6 protein-coding genes are annotated in these 22139 nt (G+C 69.1%); 1 reads left to right on the top strand and 5 read right to left on the bottom strand.

Annotated features, from left to right (window positions below; genetic code table 11):
• Positions 1–11: 11 nt before the first annotated feature.
• The gene (gene purD, locus FJU31_RS00135) at positions 12–1295 is read left to right on the top strand and encodes a phosphoribosylamine--glycine ligase (protein ID WP_150452977.1); all 1284 of its coding nucleotides are present in this window, start codon (positions 12–14) and stop codon (positions 1293–1295) included.
• Positions 1296–1368: 73 nt separating this feature from the next.
• Here purD and FJU31_RS00130 read toward each other — a convergent pair whose 3' ends face one another.
• From FJU31_RS00130 to FJU31_RS00110, 5 genes are all read right to left on the bottom strand, one after another.
• On the bottom strand, positions 1369–1713 hold the full coding sequence (locus FJU31_RS00130; protein WP_246161174.1) for a helix-turn-helix domain-containing protein: 345 nt from the start codon (positions 1711–1713) through the stop codon (positions 1369–1371).
• The gene (locus tag FJU31_RS00125; RefSeq protein WP_342788312.1) at positions 1685–1999 is read right to left on the bottom strand and encodes a type II toxin-antitoxin system RelE/ParE family toxin; all 315 of its coding nucleotides are present in this window, start codon (positions 1997–1999) and stop codon (positions 1685–1687) included. The genes FJU31_RS00130 and FJU31_RS00125 overlap by 29 nt, the downstream gene beginning before the upstream one ends.
• Before the next feature lie 212 nt (positions 2000–2211).
• Positions 2212–3087, bottom strand: a complete 876-nt coding sequence (gene rpoH, locus FJU31_RS00120) for an RNA polymerase sigma factor RpoH (RefSeq protein ID WP_079223786.1) — start codon at positions 3085–3087, stop codon at positions 2212–2214.
• A gap of 285 nt (positions 3088–3372) precedes the next feature.
• Positions 3373–7071, bottom strand: coding sequence for a TonB-dependent receptor (locus FJU31_RS00115; RefSeq protein ID WP_246161172.1), 3699 nt, complete (start codon positions 7069–7071; stop codon positions 3373–3375).
• Between the two features lies 1 nt (position 7072).
• The gene (locus FJU31_RS00110) at positions 7073–22129 is read right to left on the bottom strand and encodes an Ig-like domain-containing protein (protein ID WP_188115419.1); all 15057 of its coding nucleotides are present in this window, start codon (positions 22127–22129) and stop codon (positions 7073–7075) included.
• Positions 22130–22139: the final 10 nt, after the last annotated feature.

Genomic DNA, 22139 nt, shown 5'->3' with positions numbered 1-22139 from the left:
ATCTCCCCGCAATGAAAATCCTCGTCATCGGCTCTGGCGGCCGCGAACACGCCCTGGCATGGAAGCTGGCCCAGTCCTCCCGTGTCACTGAAGTGATCGTGGCGCCCGGCAACGCCGGCACCGCCAATGAAGGCAAGTGCCGCAACGTGGCGGTGAAGGTGACCGACATCGACGGCCTGCTCGCGCTGGCCCAGGCCGAAGGCGTGACGCTGACCGTGGTCGGCCCGGAAGTGCCGCTGGTGGCCGGCGTGGTCGACCGCTTCCGCGCCGCCGGCCTGCGCATCTTCGGGCCGACCGCCGCCGCCGCGCAGCTGGAAGGCAGCAAGGCCTACGCCAAGGACTTCCTGGCCCGCCACAACATCCCCACCGCGTTCTACGCCGTGCACACCGACGTGGACGCGGCGCTGGCCTACCTCCGCGAGAAGGGCGCCCCGATCGTGGTCAAGGCCGATGGCCTGGCTGCCGGCAAGGGCGTGATCGTGGCGATGACCCAGGCCGAGGCCGAGGACGCGGTGCGTGACATGCTCTCGGGCAACGCCTTCGGCGATGCCGGCGCCCGCGTGGTCATCGAGGAGTTCCTCGATGGCGAGGAAGCCAGCTTTATTTCGATGGTCGACGGCGTGCACGCGCTGCCGATGGCGACCTCGCAGGATCACAAGCGCGTCGGCGACGGCGACACCGGCCCGAACACCGGTGGCATGGGCGCCTACTCGCCCGCGCCGGTGGTGACGCCCGAGGTGCATGCCCGGGTGATGCGCGAGGTGGTGAACCCGACCGTGCAGGGCATGATCGCCGACGGCATCCCGTTCACCGGCTTCCTCTATGCCGGCCTGATGATCGATGCCAACGGCGCGCCGAAGGTGATCGAGTTCAACGTGCGCTTCGGCGATCCGGAAACCCAGCCGGTGATGCTGCGCCTGCAGTCGGACCTGGTGGATCTGGTGGAAGCGGCCATCGATGGCCGCCTGGACCAGGTGGACGCGCAGTGGGATCCGCGCCCGTCGCTGGGCGTGGTACTGGCCGCCAAGCCCTACCCGGAAGCCCCGATCACCGGTGACGTCATCTCTGGTCTGGACGAGGTGCCCGCCAACGCCAAGGTATTCCATGCCGGCACCACGCTGGATGCACAGGGCCAGGTGCTCAGCGCCGGCGGCCGCGTGCTGTGCGTGGCCGCGCTGGGCGACAGCGTGCGCGACGCGCAGGCCAACGCCTATGCCAGCGTGGCCAAGGTGACGTGGGCCAACGAGTTCCACCGCACCGACATCGGCTGGCGCGCGATCGCACGCGAGGGGTAATGCCCAGTAGATCCACGCCATGCGTGGATGAACAGCACCGACGAAGGAGGCCCGGCAACGCCGGGCCTCTGCTTTAGAGGACTGCTTCGAGTCCCTTCCGATCAATCAGGTTCAGGAGTTTCAGTGAGGGCCCACTGGGCTTCCTCTCGCCTTGCTCCCAGCTGCGTACGGTGGAAACGCTGGTATTGAGAACGCCTGCAAAGACCGGCTGACTGAGCCTCAGCGAGGTCCGCAGCGCTCGGATCTGCGCACTGCTGTACTCGGGTACGGTTTCAAGGCAGAGAGCCTCATAGGTACTCATCCTGCGCTTGTCGATGACGCCATGCGCGTGAAGTCCGTTCGCCGTGTCGTAGATCGCTTCCAGCAGCGCGCTCTTGGCACGCTTGCGTTCAGGGGTTTTGGCCATGACAGATTTCATAGAGTTCTCCGGACATCAAAGCAGACGCGATCTGTGTACCGCTCATACCGAACAGGTCAGTCGCAAGCCCCAGGAGCAAGTCGCGTTCTGAAGTGCTGATCGTTGCACGCTGGTTCTTCTCATAGCCAAAGAGAAAGAACCAGTGACTCCCGCGCTGCGTCGCAATCAGAGTACGGACACTGCCGCGCTTGCCACGTCCCGGCAAGGCGACCCCCTTCTTGAAGACGCCACCGCCCAGGTTGGCGTCGATCAGCCCCCGGCGCATTTCATCCACCGTCCGGCACAGCGCGCCTTCCGTCAGCTCAGACCGGCGTATGCTGCGGTTGAAACTGTCCCACTTAGTGGCATGGTGTGAAAATCAGGATCTGACGTGTGTCGGCGTAGGAATCGTCAGTGCCGAGACGTGGCCAAGACCCGCGCCATGCGTGAATCGCCGCAGGCGGAAAAAGAAAGGCCCGGCATCACTGCCGGGCCTTCGTCATTCCAACGCCTTCCCGCTTACGCGGTAAACAGCGCCTTCATCTTCTTCAGCGCGTTCGCTTCGACCTGACGGATGCGCTCGGCGGACACGCCGTACTCATCGGCCAGTTCCTGCAGCGTCACCTTGCTGTCGGCATCCAGCCAGCGGCGGCGGATGATGTCGCGAGAGCGGGCATCCAGCTCGGCCAGGCCTTCGCGCAGCAGCTGCATCTGGTTGTCTTCGCTGTCCTCGCGCTCATAGGCCATCGACGGGTCTTCGTCGTTGGACACCAGGAACGCAGCCGGTGACGGCGGGGCGTGGTCGTTGTCCTCATCGGTCGGCGCATCGAAACCGATATCGCGACCGGACAGGCGCGATTCCATTTCCATGACCTCGCGCTCGGACACGTTCAGGTCCTTGGCGACGGCGCTGACTTCGGCCGCGTTCATCCAGCCCAGGCGCGTCTTCGACTTGCGCAGGTTGAAGAACAGCTTGCGCTGCGCCTTGGTCGTGGCGACCTTGACGATGCGCCAGTTCTTGAGGATGAACTCGTGCATTTCGGCACGGATCCAATGCACGGCGAAGGACACCAGGCGCACGCCCATGTCGGGGTCGAAGCGCTTGACCGCCTTCATCAGGCCGATGTTGCCTTCCTGGATCAGGTCGCCCAGCGCAAGGCCGTAGCCGTTGTAACCGCGGGCCACGTGCACCACGAAGCGCAGGTGCGAATGCACCAGCTCACGTGCGGCGTCCAGATCGTCACCGTCGCGGAAACGACGGGCCAGGTCCTGTTCGTCATCGACCGACAGCACCGGAATCTGGTGCACGGCACCGATGTAGGCGTCCAGCGAACCGAGCGCACTGGGAATCGGGAGATTGTTTGCCACAAGGGCAGTAGAGGTGTTCTGGCTCATAGGGCTCATCTTAGCAGTCCGGCTTTTGGACTGCTAAAGCGGGAGGAAGTTCCAGTGTTCCGTGAACAGAACACTGGGCGATTCAACATCCCTACCCTATCGCGAATTGATGACAATGGCGAGCAGGCTCGACCATGATCGAACACGTTCAAAATCAACCACTTGAAGCGAGCCAGGTGCATGAATGGTCGTTTTGGGCCGCAAAATCCCACGGCGCCACCCCATTCAGCCCGACGATGTTGCCGGTCGTTCAGCCCAAGGCCCCAGGACCGCCCTCGGGCGGTCTCAATAATAGCCGGCCATGTTCAGGAAGAACCCCTTCTGGTCGTACTTCAGCTCGGTCATGTCATCGCTGAATTCGGTGAAGTTGTAGCCTACGCCGACCTTGAAGTTCTCGCCCACGCGGCGGTCCATGCCCAGCAGCCAGCCCTTGCGCACGCCGCCATCGCGTACCTTCAGCCAGCGGTGCTCGGCCAGCCCTTCCCACTCCGCGAACAGGCGGTAACGCAGCTGCAGGGCGGCGAAGTCGGCGCGGCTGTCCAGCCAGGCGCCCTCGCCACGGCCGGTGCGGTAGTCGCCCCAGCGCGACGCCAGCTTGGCGGCCATTTCCCAGCGCTCGCCGATCTGGCGGATGCCCTCCAGCGACAGCACCTGCGAGCGCTGGTCGTACAGGTTGCCGCCTTCCTGGCCCAGTGACGCCACGTCATAGAGATAGGTGAACTTGCCGAAGCCGGCCCAGCGCGTGTTGTCGTGCGGGCGCCAGGCAAAGCCGACATTGGACTCCACCAGCTTGGCATCGGCCACGGGGTTGATACGGTCCTGGGTGTCGGCGTAGTTCGCGCGCAGGGCGAAGCGCCAGTCTTCGTTGAGCTTGTACAGCAGGCGGTTGGTGGTCACCCACTGCTCGCGCTGTTCGGCACCGCTGTCGCGGCGGTATTCCAGCTTGCTGCTCCATTGCGCCACCGCATCGGTGCGGCCGCCGCTGACACTGTAGGCACGGCGGTTGATCCGGCCCACGGTGGATTCCAGCTCGCCGTCCATCAGGGTGAAGCCCAGGTTCCAGCCCTGTGCCGGGTAGAAGTCCATGCCGAAGGTGTGCACCAGGCCCGCGCTGTCCTGGCGGCGGTCCTTCAGGTACTGGCTCTCGTTGTAGACATTCACCTGGTTGCTCAGGCGCCAGCGCTGGCCGACCGTCCAGCCGCTCTGCAGGCCGCTGTCGAACAGCGGATCGGTGCCGGTGCGGTCGGTGCTGTAGCTGTAGCTGCCGTAGAGGCTGTGGTCGGGTGCCATGCGGTATTCGGCATCGACCTTGCCGCCGTGGCCGCGGCTGCCGCCACTCAGTTCGGCACCCACGCTGCTGCGGTCGCCGAACAGGTAGCGCGCGCCTAGGGTGAGCAGGTCGTTCTTCTCGTAGGCACCGCCGTCATCGTCCAGGGTCACCTGGCCGGTACCGTACAGCTCCCACGAGGAACCGAAGCGCTGGCGGTAGCCGATCGCCGCCAGCAGCGCGGAGACATCCTGCAGCGCCTGCTCCTCGCGCACCCGGCGCAGTTCGCCGGTCAGCTGGCCGTCGTTGCCCAGCCGCCATTCGGCGGTCAGCTGGCTCTGCTCCAGCGCCAGTTCACCCTGCTCGGTGCGGGTGTGGCGGCCGTACAGGCTGAAATCGTCGGTGAGATAGCCGAGGAACTCCGCGCCGTATTCCTGGATCGGCAGGCCGGTGTCCTGGCGCGCCACCGAGAAGCCGGCGTCGACGTCGCGCCACCAGGCGCCCAGGCTCCAGTCCTGAGTGGTCCAGCCGAGCTCGCGCAGGTTGGCGCGCGCCTCCACCGCCGAGGCCTTGCCCGAACGGCGGCCTTCGTACGGGTTGCGGCGGATGAAGCTGAGGCCGCCGTTGTCCGAATAGAACACCGGCGCTGCGGTGGCATCGGTGCGGGTCTGTTCCATCTTCAGGTAGGTGCCGCGGCCGGCCTGCAGGGTCAGGTCGGCGCCCTTCAGGCTGTAGTTCTCGCCGCTGCGGTTTTCTTCCACCCAGGTGCCGCCCACCGCCACGTGGTCACCGATCCACTGGCGGCCGCGCGCGCCGTAGGTCACGTCGTTGCTGCTGAAGCCCAGCGGCACGTATTCGTAGTCCACCAGCAGCAGCTGGTCGTAGCCATCCAGCGGCATGTCGCGGGTGATGCTGCGCACGTTCTCGCGGGTCAGCTGCGCCAGCGGCCGGGTCAGGATCAGCCGGCCCTGCAGGTCGTCGATCTCGTAGTCCACGCCTTCCTGCAGGGTGGCGCGGGTTTCGGTGCGGCCGGTGGTGCGGTCGCGCACTTCCAGCACCACCTGTTCCGAGCCCGGCAGCAGGTCGGTATGGCGCAGGTAGTACAGGCTGCCGCCGGTGCCGAGAAATTCGCTGTGGCCCGGCGCCGACTGCGCTTCCGAACCGAATACCTTCAGCTGCGAACGCGCTTCACCCAGCGGCGTGGCCGACAGCGAGCGCCAGTTCAACGCGCCGCCGTACAGCGAACGCACGTACTGGCCGTACTCGGTGCCGGTGATGCCGGTGGCGAAGTTGCCCCACAGGGCCTGGCTCTGGTCCCAGTCCACGCGCAGGTACAGGCGGCCCTGCGTATCAACGTCGCGGTAGGTGGTGGAATCGTCGCCGTACACCGGGTAGTACAGGTCCGGGTCGAGACGGCGGAACACGTCCTGCGCATCGGCGCGGCTGAAATCGCGGAACAGGTACTTCAGCTCGCGGTCCTGGGTGTCCGCCTGCGCGGTTACCAGGTATTTGCCGCGCATCTTGCCCTTCAGGTAAAACGCCAGCCGGCCTTCGCTGAGGAAGCCATCGGTGTCGCGGTCATCGGCGGCCAGTGGCTGCACGTTGCCACTGGCACTGTTCTTTGAAAGGGTGACATCGGCGATGGCGACCAGGAACAGGTAGCGACCGGTCACGTCCACGTCCAGCTGGCGCTGCGCCGACGGTGCATCGCGCGATTCCACCCGCACGTCATAGCGGTGCTGGCCGACCGGCTCGAGGAACTCGGCGGCGAACTTCTGCTCCAGATCGACCGGGAAATCCTGGCCGTTGATGCGCACCCGGCTGTTCGGTTCCAGGTTGCGGCCGTACAGGCGCACGCGCGAGCCGTGGATGGGAATGTTCTGCAGGCGCAGCATGCTCTGCCCGTAGATGCTGTTGCTGACCTGCAGGTCCTGCGCGTTGGCCCCATCCAGCGCCTGGCCCAGGGTCTTCTGCACGTTGTCGCGGGTCACCTGCAGGCCACGGTCGAAGTCGGCCGGGGTCACCAGCTGGATGCGCTGGATCTGCGTTTCATCGAACGCACCGCCGGCACCATACGCGCGCGCCACGTAGATCAGTTCATCGCCGGTGCGCAGCTTGAACTGCTCCGGCACGCTGCCACCCCATTCGGCATCGCCTACGTAGTCGGACGGCAGCTCGATGCGCGCCAGCGGGGTCACCAGGTCGGTGTCGGTGCCGCGGTACAGGGTGACTTCCAGCTTGTCGATGAAGGAGGCGTAGTTGTTGTAGCTGTGGAAGCGCAGCGGGCGGATCACCCGGCCGTTCTCGAACGGCACGGTGGCCGCGGCCTGCACGCTCAGGCTGGGCGGCACCATGCTGGGGTCTTCAGTGGCCCAGACCACGCCGCCGTTGGGCAGCTCGGCCATGAACTGGCCGCCACGCGCGGACACGTCGGGGGTCACCGCCGGTGCCAGCGGCACGCTGCCGGTGGCCGATGGATCACCGTGGCCTGGCAGGGGCAGCAGCGGTGCGTCGGCGTCATCACCGATCCGCAGCAGCTCACCGTCATTGCTGCGGCAGGTGTCGCCCTCGCAACGCACATCGTTGGCCGGTACCGGCACGCCCTGCTGGGCCAGCACCGGGGGAGTGGCCAGCAGCAGGGCGAACAGGCTGCAGGACATCGCATGGGGAAGCAGGGCGCGCACGATCAGGGCAGGACTCCGGTGGTTGGTCTTCATCTCAGCGCCCCTCCCCGCTGCGGGAACCGGCCGGCGGTGGCAGCCTGCCGGGCGGCTCGATCGCCAGCTGCTGAAGCACGCGGCCATCGCTGCCGTGCACTTCGATGCGTGTGGCGGCGGCGACCTCGGCCGGCAGGCGGCTGGCCAGTGCATCGCGCACCGTCTGCGCACGCTGCCCGGCCAGAGCGTCCTCGCCCGCCGCAGCGACCAGCAGCACGCGGCCCCCGCCGCGCGCCACCAGTGCCTGGGCGGCCTTGCCCAGCACGCTGGCACGGTCGGCGGCCAGCGTGGCGCTGCCGCTGGCGAACAGCGCCTGGCCGAGTTCCACCCTCGCCGGGCGCGGCACGGCGGCGGCGGGTACGCTTTCGCTGCTGAGGGCACCGTCGGGCATGCGCACGCCGAAGTCGAAGCGCACCGGCAGTCCGGGGGTGATGCGCCGGACCAGCGGGTTGGGCGTGGTGAAGCGCGCACCGGCCGGCAGCGTCGACGGATCGACCTTGAGGATGAAGTTGCGGCCGCGGGCTTCGCCGCCCGGAATGCCGACCAGGTGGTAGCGGCCGAAGGCATCGGTTTCCATCACCAGGCCTTCCACCGCTGCCACGCGCACGCCGGGGATGCCGCGCTCGCCATCGTCCTGGATGCCGTTGCCGTTGCGGTCGTCGAACACGCTGCCGACGATCAGGCTTTCATCCAGCAGCGGATCGACGCTGACCTCGACGTCGGCCGTGGCCACGTTGGCGATGCTGCGGTTCTGCCCGTCGATGGCGGTGATGCGGTTGGTGTGCACACCGGTGCCGGTACCCGCGCCGACGCGCAGGTAGTAGACCACCGTAGCGCGCTCGCCCACCGGCACGTCGATGCCGTCGATGCGCAGCGGCTGCACGCCGCTGGTGCGTGCATCGTTGTCGGCATCGCGCACCGCGAAGCCACCGCTGACGAAGGTGAAGCCCGGCGGCAGCGTATCCAGCAGCGTGGCGCCGTTGGCATCGACCTCACCCACGTTGTCGATGGTGACGGTGTAGCGCACCAGGTCGCCGATCTGCGCCGTGCGCTTGGCGGCCACCTTGGTCAGGCGCAGCACGGCCTGCTGGCCGGCCACCGTCACCGCCACGTTGGCTTCGGCGCACAGCGGGATCGGCACGCTCAGGTCGCAGACGCGGTAGCGGAAGCTGTCGGTGCCGCTGAAGTCCGCGGCCGGCGTGTAGGTGCACACCCCGTTGGCGCACTGCACGGTGCCGTGGGTCGGCGCGGCAGCCACCCGCAGCGAAGCCGGGTCCAGCGGCGCGGTGCGGGTGCTGTCGTTGGCCAGCACGTTGATCAGCAGCGGGCCGCTGGTCTCGGCCGTCACCGCATCGTCGGCCAGGGTCAGCACGTTCGGCTCGACGGCAATGGCCACCGATGCACTGGCACACATTGACGGATCGGCGACATCGCAGACCTGGTAATCCAGGCTCTGGACACCGGCGAAGTTGGCCAGCACCGCGAAACGGATGCGCTTGTTCGGCAGCACCGTGGCATCGCCATACGGCGGCGGCGCGGTGATGGTGACGGTGACCGTGGCCGGATCCACCGGCGTGCCATCCATGCGGTCGTTGCCGAGCACGTCGATGTCCACCACGCCGTTCTGCGGCATGTCGATCCGGTCATCCTCGGCCACCACGCCCGGCTCGGCGGCGATGACGGTCACGGTGACGGTGCCGACATCGCAGACGGTGGGCTGGCTGACCAGGCACAGCGTGTAGGTGGTGCTGTAGCTGCCCGGCGCCAGGCCTGCGGCCACGTCCACCCAGCCATCGGCACTGAAGGTCAGCGCAGTGGTGGCCACTGGCGTGAAGTTCACCTGGGCCGGATCCAGCGTGGCACTGTTGAAGGTGTCGTTGGCCAGCACGTTGAGCAGGCGGGCGCGGCCTTCCGGACCGACGGGGCCACCTGTGTCGTCCACCGCCAGCAGCGCGCCCACCGGGCCCTGCACCAGCACCGTGGCGATGGCGGTGGTGCAGTTCGTCGGCACGCCGTTCTCGCACAGCTGGTAGGCCAGCTGCACCTGTCCGGCCTGCACGCCCGGGGCCACCATGATCTGGCCCTGGTTGTTCATGGTGTAGCCCGGCGTGCTGCCGGTCAGGCTGGCCACCACGCTGCCGACCGGCGGCGGCGAGACGTTGTTGAAGCTGTCGTTGTCCAGCACCGAGCGGGCGATGGTACCGCCCACCGACGGATCGACCGGCGTGCCGCTGAAATCATCGTTGACCGCCAGCACCACGTTGGCCGCGCCGCCCACGTTGAAGGTGACGGTGGCCGTGCTGCACAGGGCCGCGTTCGGCGCCGGCAGGCAGACCTCATAGGTGAAGCTGACCGGCCCGCTGGTGCCCACCGGCGGGGTGTAGGTGAAGCTGCCATCGGCGTTGAACAGCAGGCCGGCCGGGGTCGCGCCCTGCACGCTCCACACCGAACCCGCCGGCATGTTGTCGTTGCCGGCCACGCTGTTGGCCAGGGTCTGCCCGGCCTGCACGCTGAAGGCATCCGGCTGCGGCGCGGGGCTGACCACCACGGTCACGCTGGCGGTGGCGCAGTTGCCGGGCGCGGCTACTTCGCAGACCTGGTAGGTGACCGTGGTCGGCCCGGAGGTGACGCCGGTACCGATGCTGATCGTGCCATCCGGGTTGATGCCGAAACCGGCCGGTGCGCCGACCAGGGTCAGGGTGACGGTACCGGCCGCCGGCGGCGAGACGCCGTTGAGCGAATCGTTGGCCAGCACGCTGGTCGTGGTGCCGCCCGGGGCGATGCCGCTGAAGCTGTCATCGCCCGCCAGCAGGGTGCCGGTGTTGACGTTGAGGGTGACCGACGCGGTGCCGCACTGCGCGGCATTGGGCGCCGGCAGGCACACCTGGTAGGTGAAGGTGACCGCGCCGAGGGTGCCGGCCGGCGGCGTGTAGGTGAAGCTGCCATCGGCGTTGAACACCAGGCCCGGCGGCGTTGCGCCCTGCACGCTCCAGCTCGAGCCGGCCGGCACGTTGTCGTTGCCGGCCACCGTGTTCGACAGCACCCGGCCCGCACGCACGCTGAAGGCATCCGGCTGCGGCGCCGGGCTGACCACCACGCTCACCATCGCGTTGGCGCAGTTGCTGGGCGCCGCCACTTCGCACACCTGGTAGCTGATGGTGGTCGGGCCGGACGGCACGCCGCTGCCGATGCTGATCGTGCCATCGGGATTGATGCTGATGCCGGCCGGTGCACCGACCAGGCCCAAGGTCACCGTGTTCGCCGGCGGCGGGGTGACGCCATTGAGCGCGTCGTTGCCGAGCACGCTCGGCGTGGTGCCGCCTGGAGCGATGCCGGTGAAGCTGTCATCGCCGGCCACCAAGGTACCGGTGTTGACGTTGAGGGTGACCGTGGCGGTGCCGCACAGCGCCGCATCCGGTGCCGGCAGGCAGGCCTGGTAGGTGAAGGTGACCGCACCGGTGGTGCCCACTGGCGGCGTGTAGGTGAAGCTGCCATCGGTGTTGAACACCAGGCCCGCCGGCGTGGCGCCCTGCACGCTCCAGCTGGAGCCGGCCGGCAGGTTGTCGTTGCCGGCCACCGTGTTCGACAGCGCCTGCCCGGCCGCCACGCTGAAGGCATCGGCCTGCGGCACGGGGCTGACCACCACGGCCACTGTGGCGGTGGCGCAGTTGCTGGGCGCCGCCGCTTCGCACACGCGGTAGGTCAGCGTGGTGGCACCCGAGGTGACACCGCCGCCGATGCTGATCGTGCCGTCGGCATTGATCGCGAAACCGGCCGGTGCGCCGACCAGGCCCAGGGTGACCGTACCGGCGGCGGGCGGCGACACGCCATTGAGCGAATCATTGGCCAGCACGCTGGGCGTGGTACCGCCCGGGGCGATGCCGCTGAAGCTGTCGTTGCCCGCCAGCAGGGTGCCGGTGCCGATGTTGAAGCTGACCGTGGCGGTGTTGCACAGCACCGCATTCGGTGCGGGCAGGCAGGCCTGGTAGGTGAAGTCGACCACGCCGGTGGTGCCGACCGGCGGCGCATAGGTGAAGCTGCCATCGGTGTTGAACACCAGGCCCGGCGGGCTCGCGCCCTGCACGCTGAAGCTGGCGCCGGCCGGCAGGTTGTCGTTGCCCGCCACCGTGTTGGACAGCACCTGGCCGGCCTGCGCGCTGAAGGCATCGGCCTGCGGCGCCGGGCTGACCACCAGATTGATCGTGGCGGTGGCGCAGTTGCTCGAGGCTGCCGCTTCGCAGACCTGGTAGGTCAGCGTGGTGGTGCCGGAGGTGACGCCGGTGCCGATGCTGATCGTGCCGTCGGCAGCGATGGTGAAGCCGGCCGGCGCACCGACCAGGCTGACGTTGACGCTGCCAGCGGCCGGCGGCGACACGCCATTGAGCGAATCATTGGCCAGCACGCTGGGCGTGGTACCGCCCGGCGCGATGCCGGTGAAGCTGTCGTTGCCGGCCACCAGGGTGCCGCTGTTGACGTTGAGGGTGACCGTGGCGGTGCCACACAGCGCCGCGTTCGGCGCCGGCAGGCAGGTCTGGTAGGTGAAGGTCACCGGTCCGGTGGTGCCCGCCGGCGGCGTGTAGCTGAAGCTGCCATCGCTGTTGAACAGCAGGCCCGCCGGCGTCGCGCCCTGCAGGCTGAAGGTCGAACCGGCCGGCATGTTGTCGTTGCCGGCCACGTTGTTGTTCACCGATTGCCCCGCCTGCACGCTGAAGGCATCGGCCTGCGGCGCCGGGCTCACCACCACGCTGACGCTGGCGATGGCGCAGTTGCTGGAGGCCGCCACTTCGCAGATCTGGTAGGTCAGCGTAGTGCTGCCCGACACCACGCCGCTGCCGACGCTGATCGTGCCATCCGGGTTGATGCCGAAGCCGGTGGGCGCACCCACCAGGCTCAGCGACACCGAGGCGGCCGGCGGCGGCGTCACACCGTTGAGCGAATCGTTGGCCAGCACGCTGGGCGTGGCCGTGCCCGGGCCGATGTTGCTGAAGCTGTCATCGCCGGCCACCAGGGTGCCGGTGTTGACGTTGAGGGTGACCGTGGCGGTGCCGCAGACGCTGCCGTTCGGCGCCGGCAGGCAGGCCTGGTAGGTGAAGCTGACCGCACCGAGGGTGCCGACCGGCGGCGTGTAGGTGAAGCTGCCATCGGCGTTGAACACCAGGCCGGTGGGCGCGGTGGCCTGCATGTTCCAGCTCGAACCGGCCGGCATGCTGTCGTTGCCGGCCACGCTGTTGGCCAGCTGCTGCCCGGCCTGCACCGAGAAGGCATCGGCCTGCGGCGTCGGGGTCACCACCAGGGTCACGCTGGCGGTGTCGCAGTTGTTGGCCGCCGCCGCTTCACACAGCTGGTAGGTCAGCGTGGTGGAACCGGCCAGCACGCCGCTGCCGACGGTGATCGTGCCATCCGGGTTCAGGGTGAAGCCGGCCGGCGCACCCACCAGCGACAGCCGCACCCCGGCCGCCGGGGCCGGGCTGGCGCCGTTGAGTCGGTCGTTGGCCAGCACGCTGGCCGCCGACGTGCCACCGGCAACCACGCCGGTGATGACGTCATCGCCAGCCACCAGGTCGCCGTTGTTGATGTTGAGGGTGAACGTGGTGGTGCCGCACAGTGCCGCGTTCGGTGCCGGCAGGCAGGCCTGGTAGGTCACTGTGATCGGCCCGGCGGTGCCGGCCGGCGGTGCATAGGTGAAGCTGCCATTGGCGTCGAAGGCCAGCCCGGCCGGTGCGGTGCCCTGCACGCTCCAGGTGGAACCCACCGGCATGTTGTCGTTGCCGGCCACGCTGTTGGCCAGCGTCTGCCCGGCCTGCACGGCGAAGGCATCCGGCTGCGGCGCCGGGCTGACCACCACCAGCACGCTGGCGGTGTCGCAGTTGGCCGGCGAGGCGGCCTCGCAGATCCGGTAGGTCAGCGTGGTCGGGCCGGACTGCACGCCGGTGCCCACGGTGATCAGGCCATCGGCACTGATCGAGAAGCCGGCCGGTGCCCCGACCAGGGCCAGCGTCACCGTACCGGCAGCCGGTGGCGACACGCCGTTGAGCGAATCGTTGGCCAGCACGCTGGTGCCCACGGTGCTGCCCGGCGCGATGTTGCTCAAGCTGTCGTCGCCGGCCACGAGGGTGCCGTTGTTGATCGTGAGGGTGGCGGTCGTGACGCCACAGACTGCCGCGTTCGGCGCCGGCAGGCAGACCTGGTAATTGAAGGTGACCACGCCCAGGCGACCCGCCGGCGGCGTGTAGGTGAAGGCACCGGTGGCGGTCATCACCAGCCCATCCGGCGCGGTGCCCTGCACGCTGTACAGCGCGCCCGGAGGTACGTTGTCGTTGCCGGCCACGCTGGCCGACAGCGTCTGCGCGACCTGCACGGCGAAGGCATCCGGCTGCGGCGACGGGCTGACCACCACGGTGACGCTGGCGGTATCGCAGTTGTTGGCCGCTGCGGCTTCGCAGATCTGGTAGGTCAGGGTGACCGGACCGGAGACAGCGGTGGACGGCACGCTGATCGTGCCCTGCGCGGTGATCGCATAACCGGCCGGCGCGCCGACCAGGCTCAGCACCACCGAGGAACCGGACGGCGGCGAGTTGCCATTGAGCGAGTCGTTGGCCAGCACGCTGGCGCTGGAGGTGGTGCCGGCGGCGACACCGGTCAGGGTGTCATCGGCGGCAACCAGCGCGCCGTTGTTGATGTTGAGGGTGAGCGTGGCGGTGCCACACAGGTTGGCATTGGGTGCCGGCAGGCAGACCTGGTAGGCCACCACCACCGGACCGCTGGTTCCGGCCGGCGGCGCATAGGTGTAGCTGCCATCGGTGTTGAAGCTGAAACCTCCCGGCGGCGTGCCCGGCAGGCTCCAGCTGGAACCGGCCGGCATGTTGTCGTTGCCGGCCACGGTGGCGCTTAGGCTCTGCCCCACCTGCACGGCGGCGGCATCATCCTGCGGCGCCGGATTGACCACCACGGTCACGCTCGCAGTGGCGCAGTTGCCCGGCGCCACCGCTTCGCAGATCTGGTAGGTCAGCGTGGTCGGGCCGGACATCGCACCGCTGCCGGCGGTGATGGTGCCGTTCGGGTTGAGGATGAACGCGGCCGGTGCACCGACCAGGCTCAGCACCACGTCGCCCGGTGCCGGCGGGCTGACGCCGTTGAGCGAATCGTTGGCCAGCACGCTGGCAGCGGAGGTACCGCCCGGGGCGAGGCCGGCCAGCGTGTCGTCACCGGCCAGCAGGGTGCCGTTGCTGACGTTCAGCGTGGCCTGCGCGGTGGCGCAGTCCGTGGCATTCGGTGCGGCCAGGCAGGCCTGGTAGAGGAGGGTGACCGCGCCGGTGACGCCGGTCGGCGGCGTGTAGCTGAAGCTGCCATCGGTGTTGAACACCAGGCCCGGCGGGGTTGCGCCCTGCACGATCCAGCTGGAACCGGCCGGCATGTTGTCGTTGCCGGCCACGCTGGCCGACAGCACCTGCCCGGCCTGCACGCTGAACACATCGGCCTGCGGTGCCGGCAGGACCACCAGCGCGATGCTGGCGGTGTCGCAATTGTTGGTTACCGCTGCTTCGCAGGCCTGGTAGGTCAGGGTCAGCGGGCCGGAGACGATGCCGGCAGGCACGCTCAGCACGCCATCGGCAGCGAGCACGAAGCCGGCCGGTGCGCCGACCAGGCTGACCAGCACCGTGCCGGCGGCGGGCGGCGAGACGCCGTTGAGCGAATCGTTGCCCAGCACGCTGGTCGCAGCGCTGCCGCCCGGCGCGATGGTGAAGCTGTCATCGACCGTAATCAGGCTGCCGTTGTTGATGTTGAGCGTCACCGTGGCGGTACCGCACAGCGCCGCGTTCGGCGCGGGCAGGCAGGCCTGGTAGCTGAAGGTCACCGGGCTCGGCGTATTGGCCGGCGCGGTGTAGGTGAAGCTGCCATCGGTGTTGAAGTCCAGGCCGGCGGGCACGGTGCCCTGCACCGAGAACTGCGAACCGGTCGGCAGGTTGTCGTTGGCGGCCACGTTGCCGTTGCTGATCGTGCCTGCGACCTGCAGCGAATATGCATCGGCCTGCGGCGAAGGCGCGATGACCAGGGCCACGCTGGCGGTATCGCAGTTGCTGGGCACAGCGGTTTCGCAGATCTGGTAGGTCAGCGTAGTCGCGCCGGAGAGCACGCCGCCCGGCACTGTAATGGTGCCGTCCGGGTTGATGGCGAAGCCGGCCGGGGCGCCGACCAGGCTGAGCTGCACGCTGGCCGGTGCCGGCGGCGTGGTGCCGTTGAGGCTGTCATTGGCCAGCACGCTGGCGGTGGTGCCACCGGCCGCGATGCCGCTGAAGCTGTCGTCTGCTGCGACCAGGGTGCCGGAGTTGACGTTGATGGTGGCCGTGGCGGTACCGCACACCGCGTTGTTGGGTGCGGGCAGGCAGGCCTGGTAGGTGAAGGTGACCGCACCGGTGGTGCCCACCGGCGGCGTGTAGCTGAAGCTGCCATCGGCGTTGAACGCCAGCCCGGCCGGCGGGGTGCCCTGCACTGCCCAGCTGGAGCCGGCCGGCAGGTTGTCGTTGGTTGCCACGCTGGCACCGGTCAGGCTGGCACCGGCCTGCACGGCGAAGGCATCGGCCTGCGGCGCCGGGGTCACCACGAAGGTGATGGCCGCAGTGTCGCAGTTGGTCGGCGACGCGGTCTCGCACAGCTGGTACGTCAGCGTGGTGGCACCGGCCACGGCACTGGCCGGAATCTGCACGCTGCCATCGTTGTTGATGACGAAGCCGGCCGGCGGCGCCACCAGCAGCAGCTGCACCGCAGCCGACGGCGGCGGCGTAACCCCGTTGAGGACGTCGTTGGCGAGCACGCTGGGCGTGACCGAGCCGGCGGTGAGCGGCGCGGCGAACGCATCATCGTTGGCGACGATGGCACTGACCGCGATGGTGAGCGTGGCGGTGGCGGTGCCGCACACCGCGGCATCCGGCGCGGGCAGGCAGGCCTGGTAGCTGAAGGTGACCGGGCCGAGGGTGCCGGCCGGCGGCGTGTAGGTGAAGCTGCCATTGGCGTTGAACACCAGGCCCTGCGGCGGCGACGGCACGTTCCAGGTGGAGCCAGCGGGCATCGCGTCATTGCCGGCGACATTGCCGGTGTTGGCCTGGCCGGCCTGCACGCTGATGGTGTCGTCCACCGGCGTCGGCCGCACCACCAGGGCGATGCTGGCGGTGGCGCAGTTGTTGGCCGCCGCCGTCTCGCACACCTGGTAGGTGAGCGTGGTGGCGCCACTGGCCGCATCGGCCGGCACCGACACGGTGCCGGTGGCGTTGATGCTGAAGCCCGTCGGTGCGCCCACCAGCGACAGCGCCACGTTGGCCGGAGCCGGCGGACTGGCGCCATTGAGGGTGTCGTTGGCCAGCACGCTGGCCGTGGTGCCACCCGGCGCGATCGCACCGAAGCTGTCGTTGTTGGCCAGCAGTGCACCGTTGTTGATGTTCAACGTCACCGTGGCGGTCCCGCACACGGTGGTGTTCGGCGCAGGCAGGCAGGCCTGGTAGACGAAGCTGGTGGGGCTGGTGGTACCGGCCGGCGGCGCATAGGTGAAGCTGCCATCGGCGTTGAAGGTGACGCCGGCCGGCGGCGTGCCCTGCAGGGTGAAGATCGAGCCCACCGGCATGCCGTCATTGGTCGCCACGTTGGCGGTAACCGAAAGGCCCGCCTGCACGGCAAACGCATCATCGGCCGGTGCCGGTGCGACCACCAAAGCCACGTTGGCGGTGGCGCAGTTGGTCGTGGCAGCTGCTTCGCAGACCTGGTAGGTCAGCGACACCGCACCGGCGGCCGTGCCGGCGGCCACGGCGATCGTGCCATCGGCGGCGATCGAGAAACCGGACGGCGCACCAACCAGGCTGAGCACCACGTCGGCCGCGGCCGGCGTCGTACCGTTGAGCGTGTCGTTGCCCAGCACGCTGGACGTGGCACTGCCGGCGGCGACCGGTGCGGTGATGGTGTCATCCACCGCGACCAGGGTGCCGCTGTTGACGTTGAGGGTGGCCGTGGCCTGGGCGCAGATGCCGTTGTCGGGCGTCGCCAGGCACACCTGGTAGCTGAACGTCACCGCGCCGCTGAAGCCGGCCTCCGGGGTGTAGACGAAGCTGCCATCGGCATTGAACGACAACCCGGCCGGCGCAGGGCCGACCACAGTGAACTGTGCACCCGTGCCGACGTTGTCGTTGCCTGCCACCGAACTGGTCAGCGCCACGCCGACCGTGGTGGACAGGGCATCGTCGATGGCCGACGGGGCCACCACCAGGCGCAGCGTGGCGTTGGCGCAGTTGCCCGGCGCCGCCGCTTCGCACAGCTGATAGGTCAGCGTTCGGCCGCCCGCCGGCACGCCCGCAGCAACCGTCACCGTGCCATCCGGATTGAGGCTGATGCCGGCCGGTGCACCGGCCAGGCTCAGCAGTACGTCGGCGGCGGCCGGCGGCGTGCTGCCGTTCAACGCATCGTTGAGCAGTACCGACGGCGTGCTGCCACCGGTGACCGGATTGATCGGCGCAGCGCTGAAGTTGTCGTCATTGGCAGCCAGGCTGCCGACGGTGATGTTGATGCTGGCCGTCGCGCTGGCGCACAGCGTGTTGTTCGGCGCCGGCAGGCAGGCCTGGTAGGTGAAGGAGACCGGGCTGACCACGTTGACCGGCGGCAGGTAGGTGAAGCCGCCACCACCGCCGAAGCTCAGGCCGGCCGGCGTGGCACCGACGACGGTGAACACGGCGCCGGCCGGCACGTTGTCGTTGTCACCGACACTGCCGTTCAACGGCTGGCCGGCGGCGGTGGAATAACTGTCATCCTGCGCCGACGGCGTCACCACCAGGCGGATGCTGGCGCTGGCGCAGTTGCTCGGCGCGGCGGCTTCGCAGATCTGGTAGTTCAGCACCGTGGCACCGGCGGCGGCGCTGGCGGGCACCTGCAGCAGGCCCGCGGTGGTGAGCGCGTAGCCCGACGGGGCACCGACCAGGGTCAGGATGACGCTGCCGGCCGGCGGCTGCACGCTGCCATTGAGACTGTCGTTGACCAGCACGCTGATGCTGCTGCTCGCCCCCGGCGCCAGCGGCGTCGCGCTGAAGTCGTCGTCCACCGCGATCAGGGTGCCGGCATTGACGTTGATGGTCGCGCCGGCCGTGCTGCACAGCGCGCTGTCCGGCGCCGGCAGGCAGGCCTGGTAGCTGAAGCTGACCGGCCCGGTGAAACCGGCCGGCGGGGTGTACTGGAAGGTGCCGTCGCGGCCCAGCTGCAGGCCATCCGGTGCGGTGCCGGATACGGTGAACACCGCGCCCACCGGCGCATTGTCATTGCTGGCCACGCTGCCCGAGAGCAGCTGCCCGGCCGGCGTGGAGAACACATCGGCCACGGCCGTGGGCGCGACCACCAGGCGGATCTGCGCCGAATCGCAGTTGCTCGGCAGCGCGGTCTCGCACAACTGGTACGTCAGCGTCAGCGCCCCGGACGGCACGCCCGCATCGACGTTCAGTACGCCATTGGCATCCAGGGTGAAGCCCGACGGCGCACCGACCAGGCTCAGCAGCACATCGGCCGACGCCGGCGGCTGGGTACCGTTGAGGCTGTCGTTGAGCAGCACCGACAACGTGCTGCCACCACCGGCACCGATCGGCGTGGCACGGAAATCATCATCACCGGCGACCAGAGTGCCGGCGTTGACGTTGAGGGTGACCGTCGCGCCCGCGCACACCGTGCCATCCGGCGCCGGCAGGCAGGCCTGGTAGGCGAAGGTGACGACGCCCTGGGTGCCGGCCGGCGGCGTGTAGGTGAACGCGCCGTTGGCAGCCAGCACCAGGCCCGCCGGTGCGGTACCGGTGACGCTGAAGGTGGCACCGGCCGGGACGTTGTCATTGCTGGCGACATTGCCGCTGACCGGCACGCCCACCGCGGTGCTGACGTTGTCGTTCACCGCCACCGGCGCCAGCAGCAGCTGCACCGCACCGTCATCGCAGTTGGTCGGCAGCGCGGCCTCGCACATGCGGTAACCGAAGTTGACCGCACCCGCGGCCGCGCCACCGGGTACCGAGAGGGTGCCGTTGGGATTGAGCACATAGCCGCTGGGCGCACCCAGCAGGCTCAGGATCACTTCGGCCGGGGCCGGCGGAATCGCACCGTTGATGGTGTCGTTGGCCAGCACGCTGATGGTGGTGCCACCGGTGGCGGGATTCAGCAGGCTGCCGCGGAAGTCATCGTCGTTGGCGACCAGGGTGCCGGCATTGACGTTGAGGGTTGCCGTGGCCGTGCTGCAGGCGGTGGTGTACGGCGCCGCCAGGCAGGCCTGGTAGGTGAAGGTGGTGGTGCCGGTGAACTGCGCCGGCGGGGTGTAGGTGAAGCTGCCATCGGCGTTGAACGCCAGCCCCTGCGGCGCGGCTCCGGTGACCGCGTAGGTGCTGCCGGCGGCGACGCGGTCGTTCACCGACACGTTGCCGCTGACCGGACGCCCGACCTGGGTGGTGAAGCTGTCCGCCACGGCCTGCGGCGCGATCACCACCGCGATGGTGGCGGTGGCGCAGTTGCTGGTGCCGGCCTGGCACAGCTGGTAGGTCAGGCTCAGCGGGCCGGCGGGAGCACCGGCCGGCACCTGCAGTTCGCCGGTGGGCGCCAGCGTGAAGCCGGCCGGCGGGGCGTTGATCAGCGACAGGGTGGCCTGCGCCGGGTCGATCGCCACACCGTTGAGGGTGTCGTTGGCCAGCACGCTGGCCGTGGTGCCACCGGTGGCGGGCACCGGCGCAGCAGTGAAGTCGTCATTGCCGGCCACGACGGCGGCGACGGCCACGTTCACCGTCACCGTGGCCGCATCGCAGATGCCGCCATTGGGCGCCGGCAGGCAGACCTGGTAGCGGAAGCTGTCCGCGCCCGCGTACGTGCCCTGCGCGGTGTAGCTGAAACTGCCATCGGCGTTGACGCTGACCGTCCCGTGGGCGGCACCGGCCAGCAGGCTGAACTGCGAACCCGCCGGTACGTTGTCATTGCCTGCCACGGTGTTGGCCAAAGCAACGCCCGCGGTCGCGGCAAAGCTGTCATCCACCGCATCGGGGGCGATGACCAGCTGCACGTTGGCGGTGGCGCAGTTGGTTGCGCCCGGCAGTTCGCAGATCGCGTAGCTGAAGATGAAGGCACCCGACGCCGCGCCGGCCGCCACCTGCAGCTGGCCAGCGGCGTTGGCAGTGATGCTGGCCGGTGCGTCGTTCAGTGCCAGGCTGACGCCCGCCGGTGTCACTGCCGTGCCATTGAGGGTGTCGTTGCCGAGCAGGCTGACGGCGGTGGTGGTCCCCGGCTGCAGCGGCGTGGCGAACAGATCGTCGGCCGCCGCCAGCTGGTTGGCGGCCACGCTCACGGTCACCGTTGCGGTATCGCAGACGGTGCCGTTCGGTGCAGGCAGGCACAGCTGGTAGGTGAAGGTATCCGGCCCGGTAGCGGCGTTGGCCGGGGTGTAGGTAAAGGCGCCATCGGCATTGACCACGGCGGTGCCACGGGTAGCCTGGGTGCCCAGAGTGAAGACCGAGCCGCTGGCGAAGTTGTCGTTGCCGGCCAGGGTGCCGGTCACCGGTCGACCGCCGCCCGGGGTGCTCACCGCATCGTTCACCGCATCGGGGCTGACCACCAGGTTGGCGGTGGCCGTGGCGCAGTTGGCCGGCGCGGCGTTGTCGCAGAACCGGTACAACAACGACAGCGGACCGGCTGCCGCAGTCGCCGGCACGACGATGGTGCCGTCAGGGTTGATCGAGAAGCCGCTGGGCGCGCCGACCAGGCTGAGCGTCACGCCGGCCTGCGGCACCGGGTCGCCGGCGAAGGTGTCGTTGACCAGCACGCTGGGCGTGGTGCCGCCCGCACCCGGCGGCAGCGGCGTGGCGAAGGTATCGTCGTTCGCCACCAACACGTTGGCGTTGACCAGCACCGATGCCGTGGCGATCGAGCAGATGCTGTTATTGGGCGCAGGCAGGCAGACCTGGTAGGCGATCGATGCCGGCTGGGTGATGCCGCCCACAGGTGCGTAGGTCAGCGTGCCGGTATTGCTGATGGTGGCGCCCGCAACCGGCGTACCCGACGCGGTGTAGGTGGCGCCGGCCGGTGCGTTGTCGTTGTCGGCCAGGTTGGCGGTAACTGTCGTGGCACCCGCCTGCGCGTTGATGCTGTCGTTCACCGCCGTGGGCGCGATGACCAGGCTCGCCGTGGCGGTGGCGCAGTTGGTCGGCGAGGCGTTTTCGCAGATCTGATAGCCGATCGAGGTCGCGCCTGCCGCAGCACCGGCCGGCACCGCGATGACGCCGGCGCTGTTGATGGTGAAGCCCGCCGGCGCGTTCTGCAGCGAAATGATCAGGTTGCTGCCGACCACTGGCTGGCCGTTCAGAGTGTCGTTGCCCAGCACCGTCGGCGTGCTGCCGCCGGTGGTGGAGGAAAGGGGCGTGGTGAAGCTGTCGTTGACTGCGACCAGTGCATTGGCCTGCACCGGCACGGCCGGGGTGGTGGCGGTGTTGTCGCCCGGGGTCGGGTCGGTGGTGCCCGACGGCAGCACCAGCGACACGCTGTTGGCCGGCACCGTGGCCGGGGTCGCGGCGGGCGCCGTGCCGTTCACCAGCAGCACCACGCTGTCGCCCACGCCCACGTTGACCAGAACGTTCACCGCATTGCCGCTGCCACTGGGCTGCGCACAGGACGACGCGGTCGTGGTCGCCTGACAGGTCCAGGTCACGTTGGTCAGCAGCGAGGACACTGTATCGACCACGCCGACGCCACTGGCCGCCGACGGCCCTGCGTTGTTCACCTGGATGCGGTACTGCACCGGGCCACCTGCGGCCACGGGGCTGGCGCTGACCAGGCTCTTGCTCACGCTCAGCTGCGCCTGCAGCGCCAGTGCGTTGGTATCGGTGGCGCTGTTGTTGCCCGGCGTCGGGTCAGCCACGTCGGTCGGTGCGGTCACCGTGGCGGTGTTGTTCAGCGGGTTCGGGTAGCTCTGCGCCAGCAGCGGCGGCGGCAGCAGCAACGCCAGCACGGCCATGGCATGCGCGATGCCGGCCGATACCCTGCCTGCCCTGCCCTGCGTGCCCACTGCTGCCATGCGTCCGTCC

The organism is Stenotrophomonas cyclobalanopsidis (assembly GCF_008710035.1).
Lineage (GTDB): Bacteria > Pseudomonadota > Gammaproteobacteria > Xanthomonadales > Xanthomonadaceae > Stenotrophomonas > Stenotrophomonas cyclobalanopsidis.
The sequence above is the reverse complement of the archived record's forward strand: the minus strand, read 5'-3'. Positions and strand labels throughout refer to the sequence as shown.

What these genes read in the sequence shown, in the direction of transcription:
- FJU31_RS00130 (WP_246161174.1), bottom strand. Translation starts at nt 1,713, where the DNA reads ATGAAATCTGTCATGGCCAAAACCCCTGAACGCAAGCGTGCCAAGAGC.
- rpoH (WP_079223786.1), bottom strand. Translation starts at nt 3,087, where the DNA reads ATGAGCCAGAACACCTCTACTGCCCTTGTGGCAAACAATCTCCCGATT.
- FJU31_RS00110 (WP_188115419.1), bottom strand. Translation starts at nt 22,129, where the DNA reads ATGGCAGCAGTGGGCACGCAGGGCAGGGCAGGCAGGGTATCGGCCGGC.
- FJU31_RS00115 (WP_246161172.1), bottom strand. Translation starts at nt 7,071, where the DNA reads ATGAAGACCAACCACCGGAGTCCTGCCCTGATCGTGCGCGCCCTGCTT.
- purD (WP_150452977.1), top strand. Translation starts at nt 12, where the DNA reads ATGAAAATCCTCGTCATCGGCTCTGGCGGCCGCGAACACGCCCTGGCA.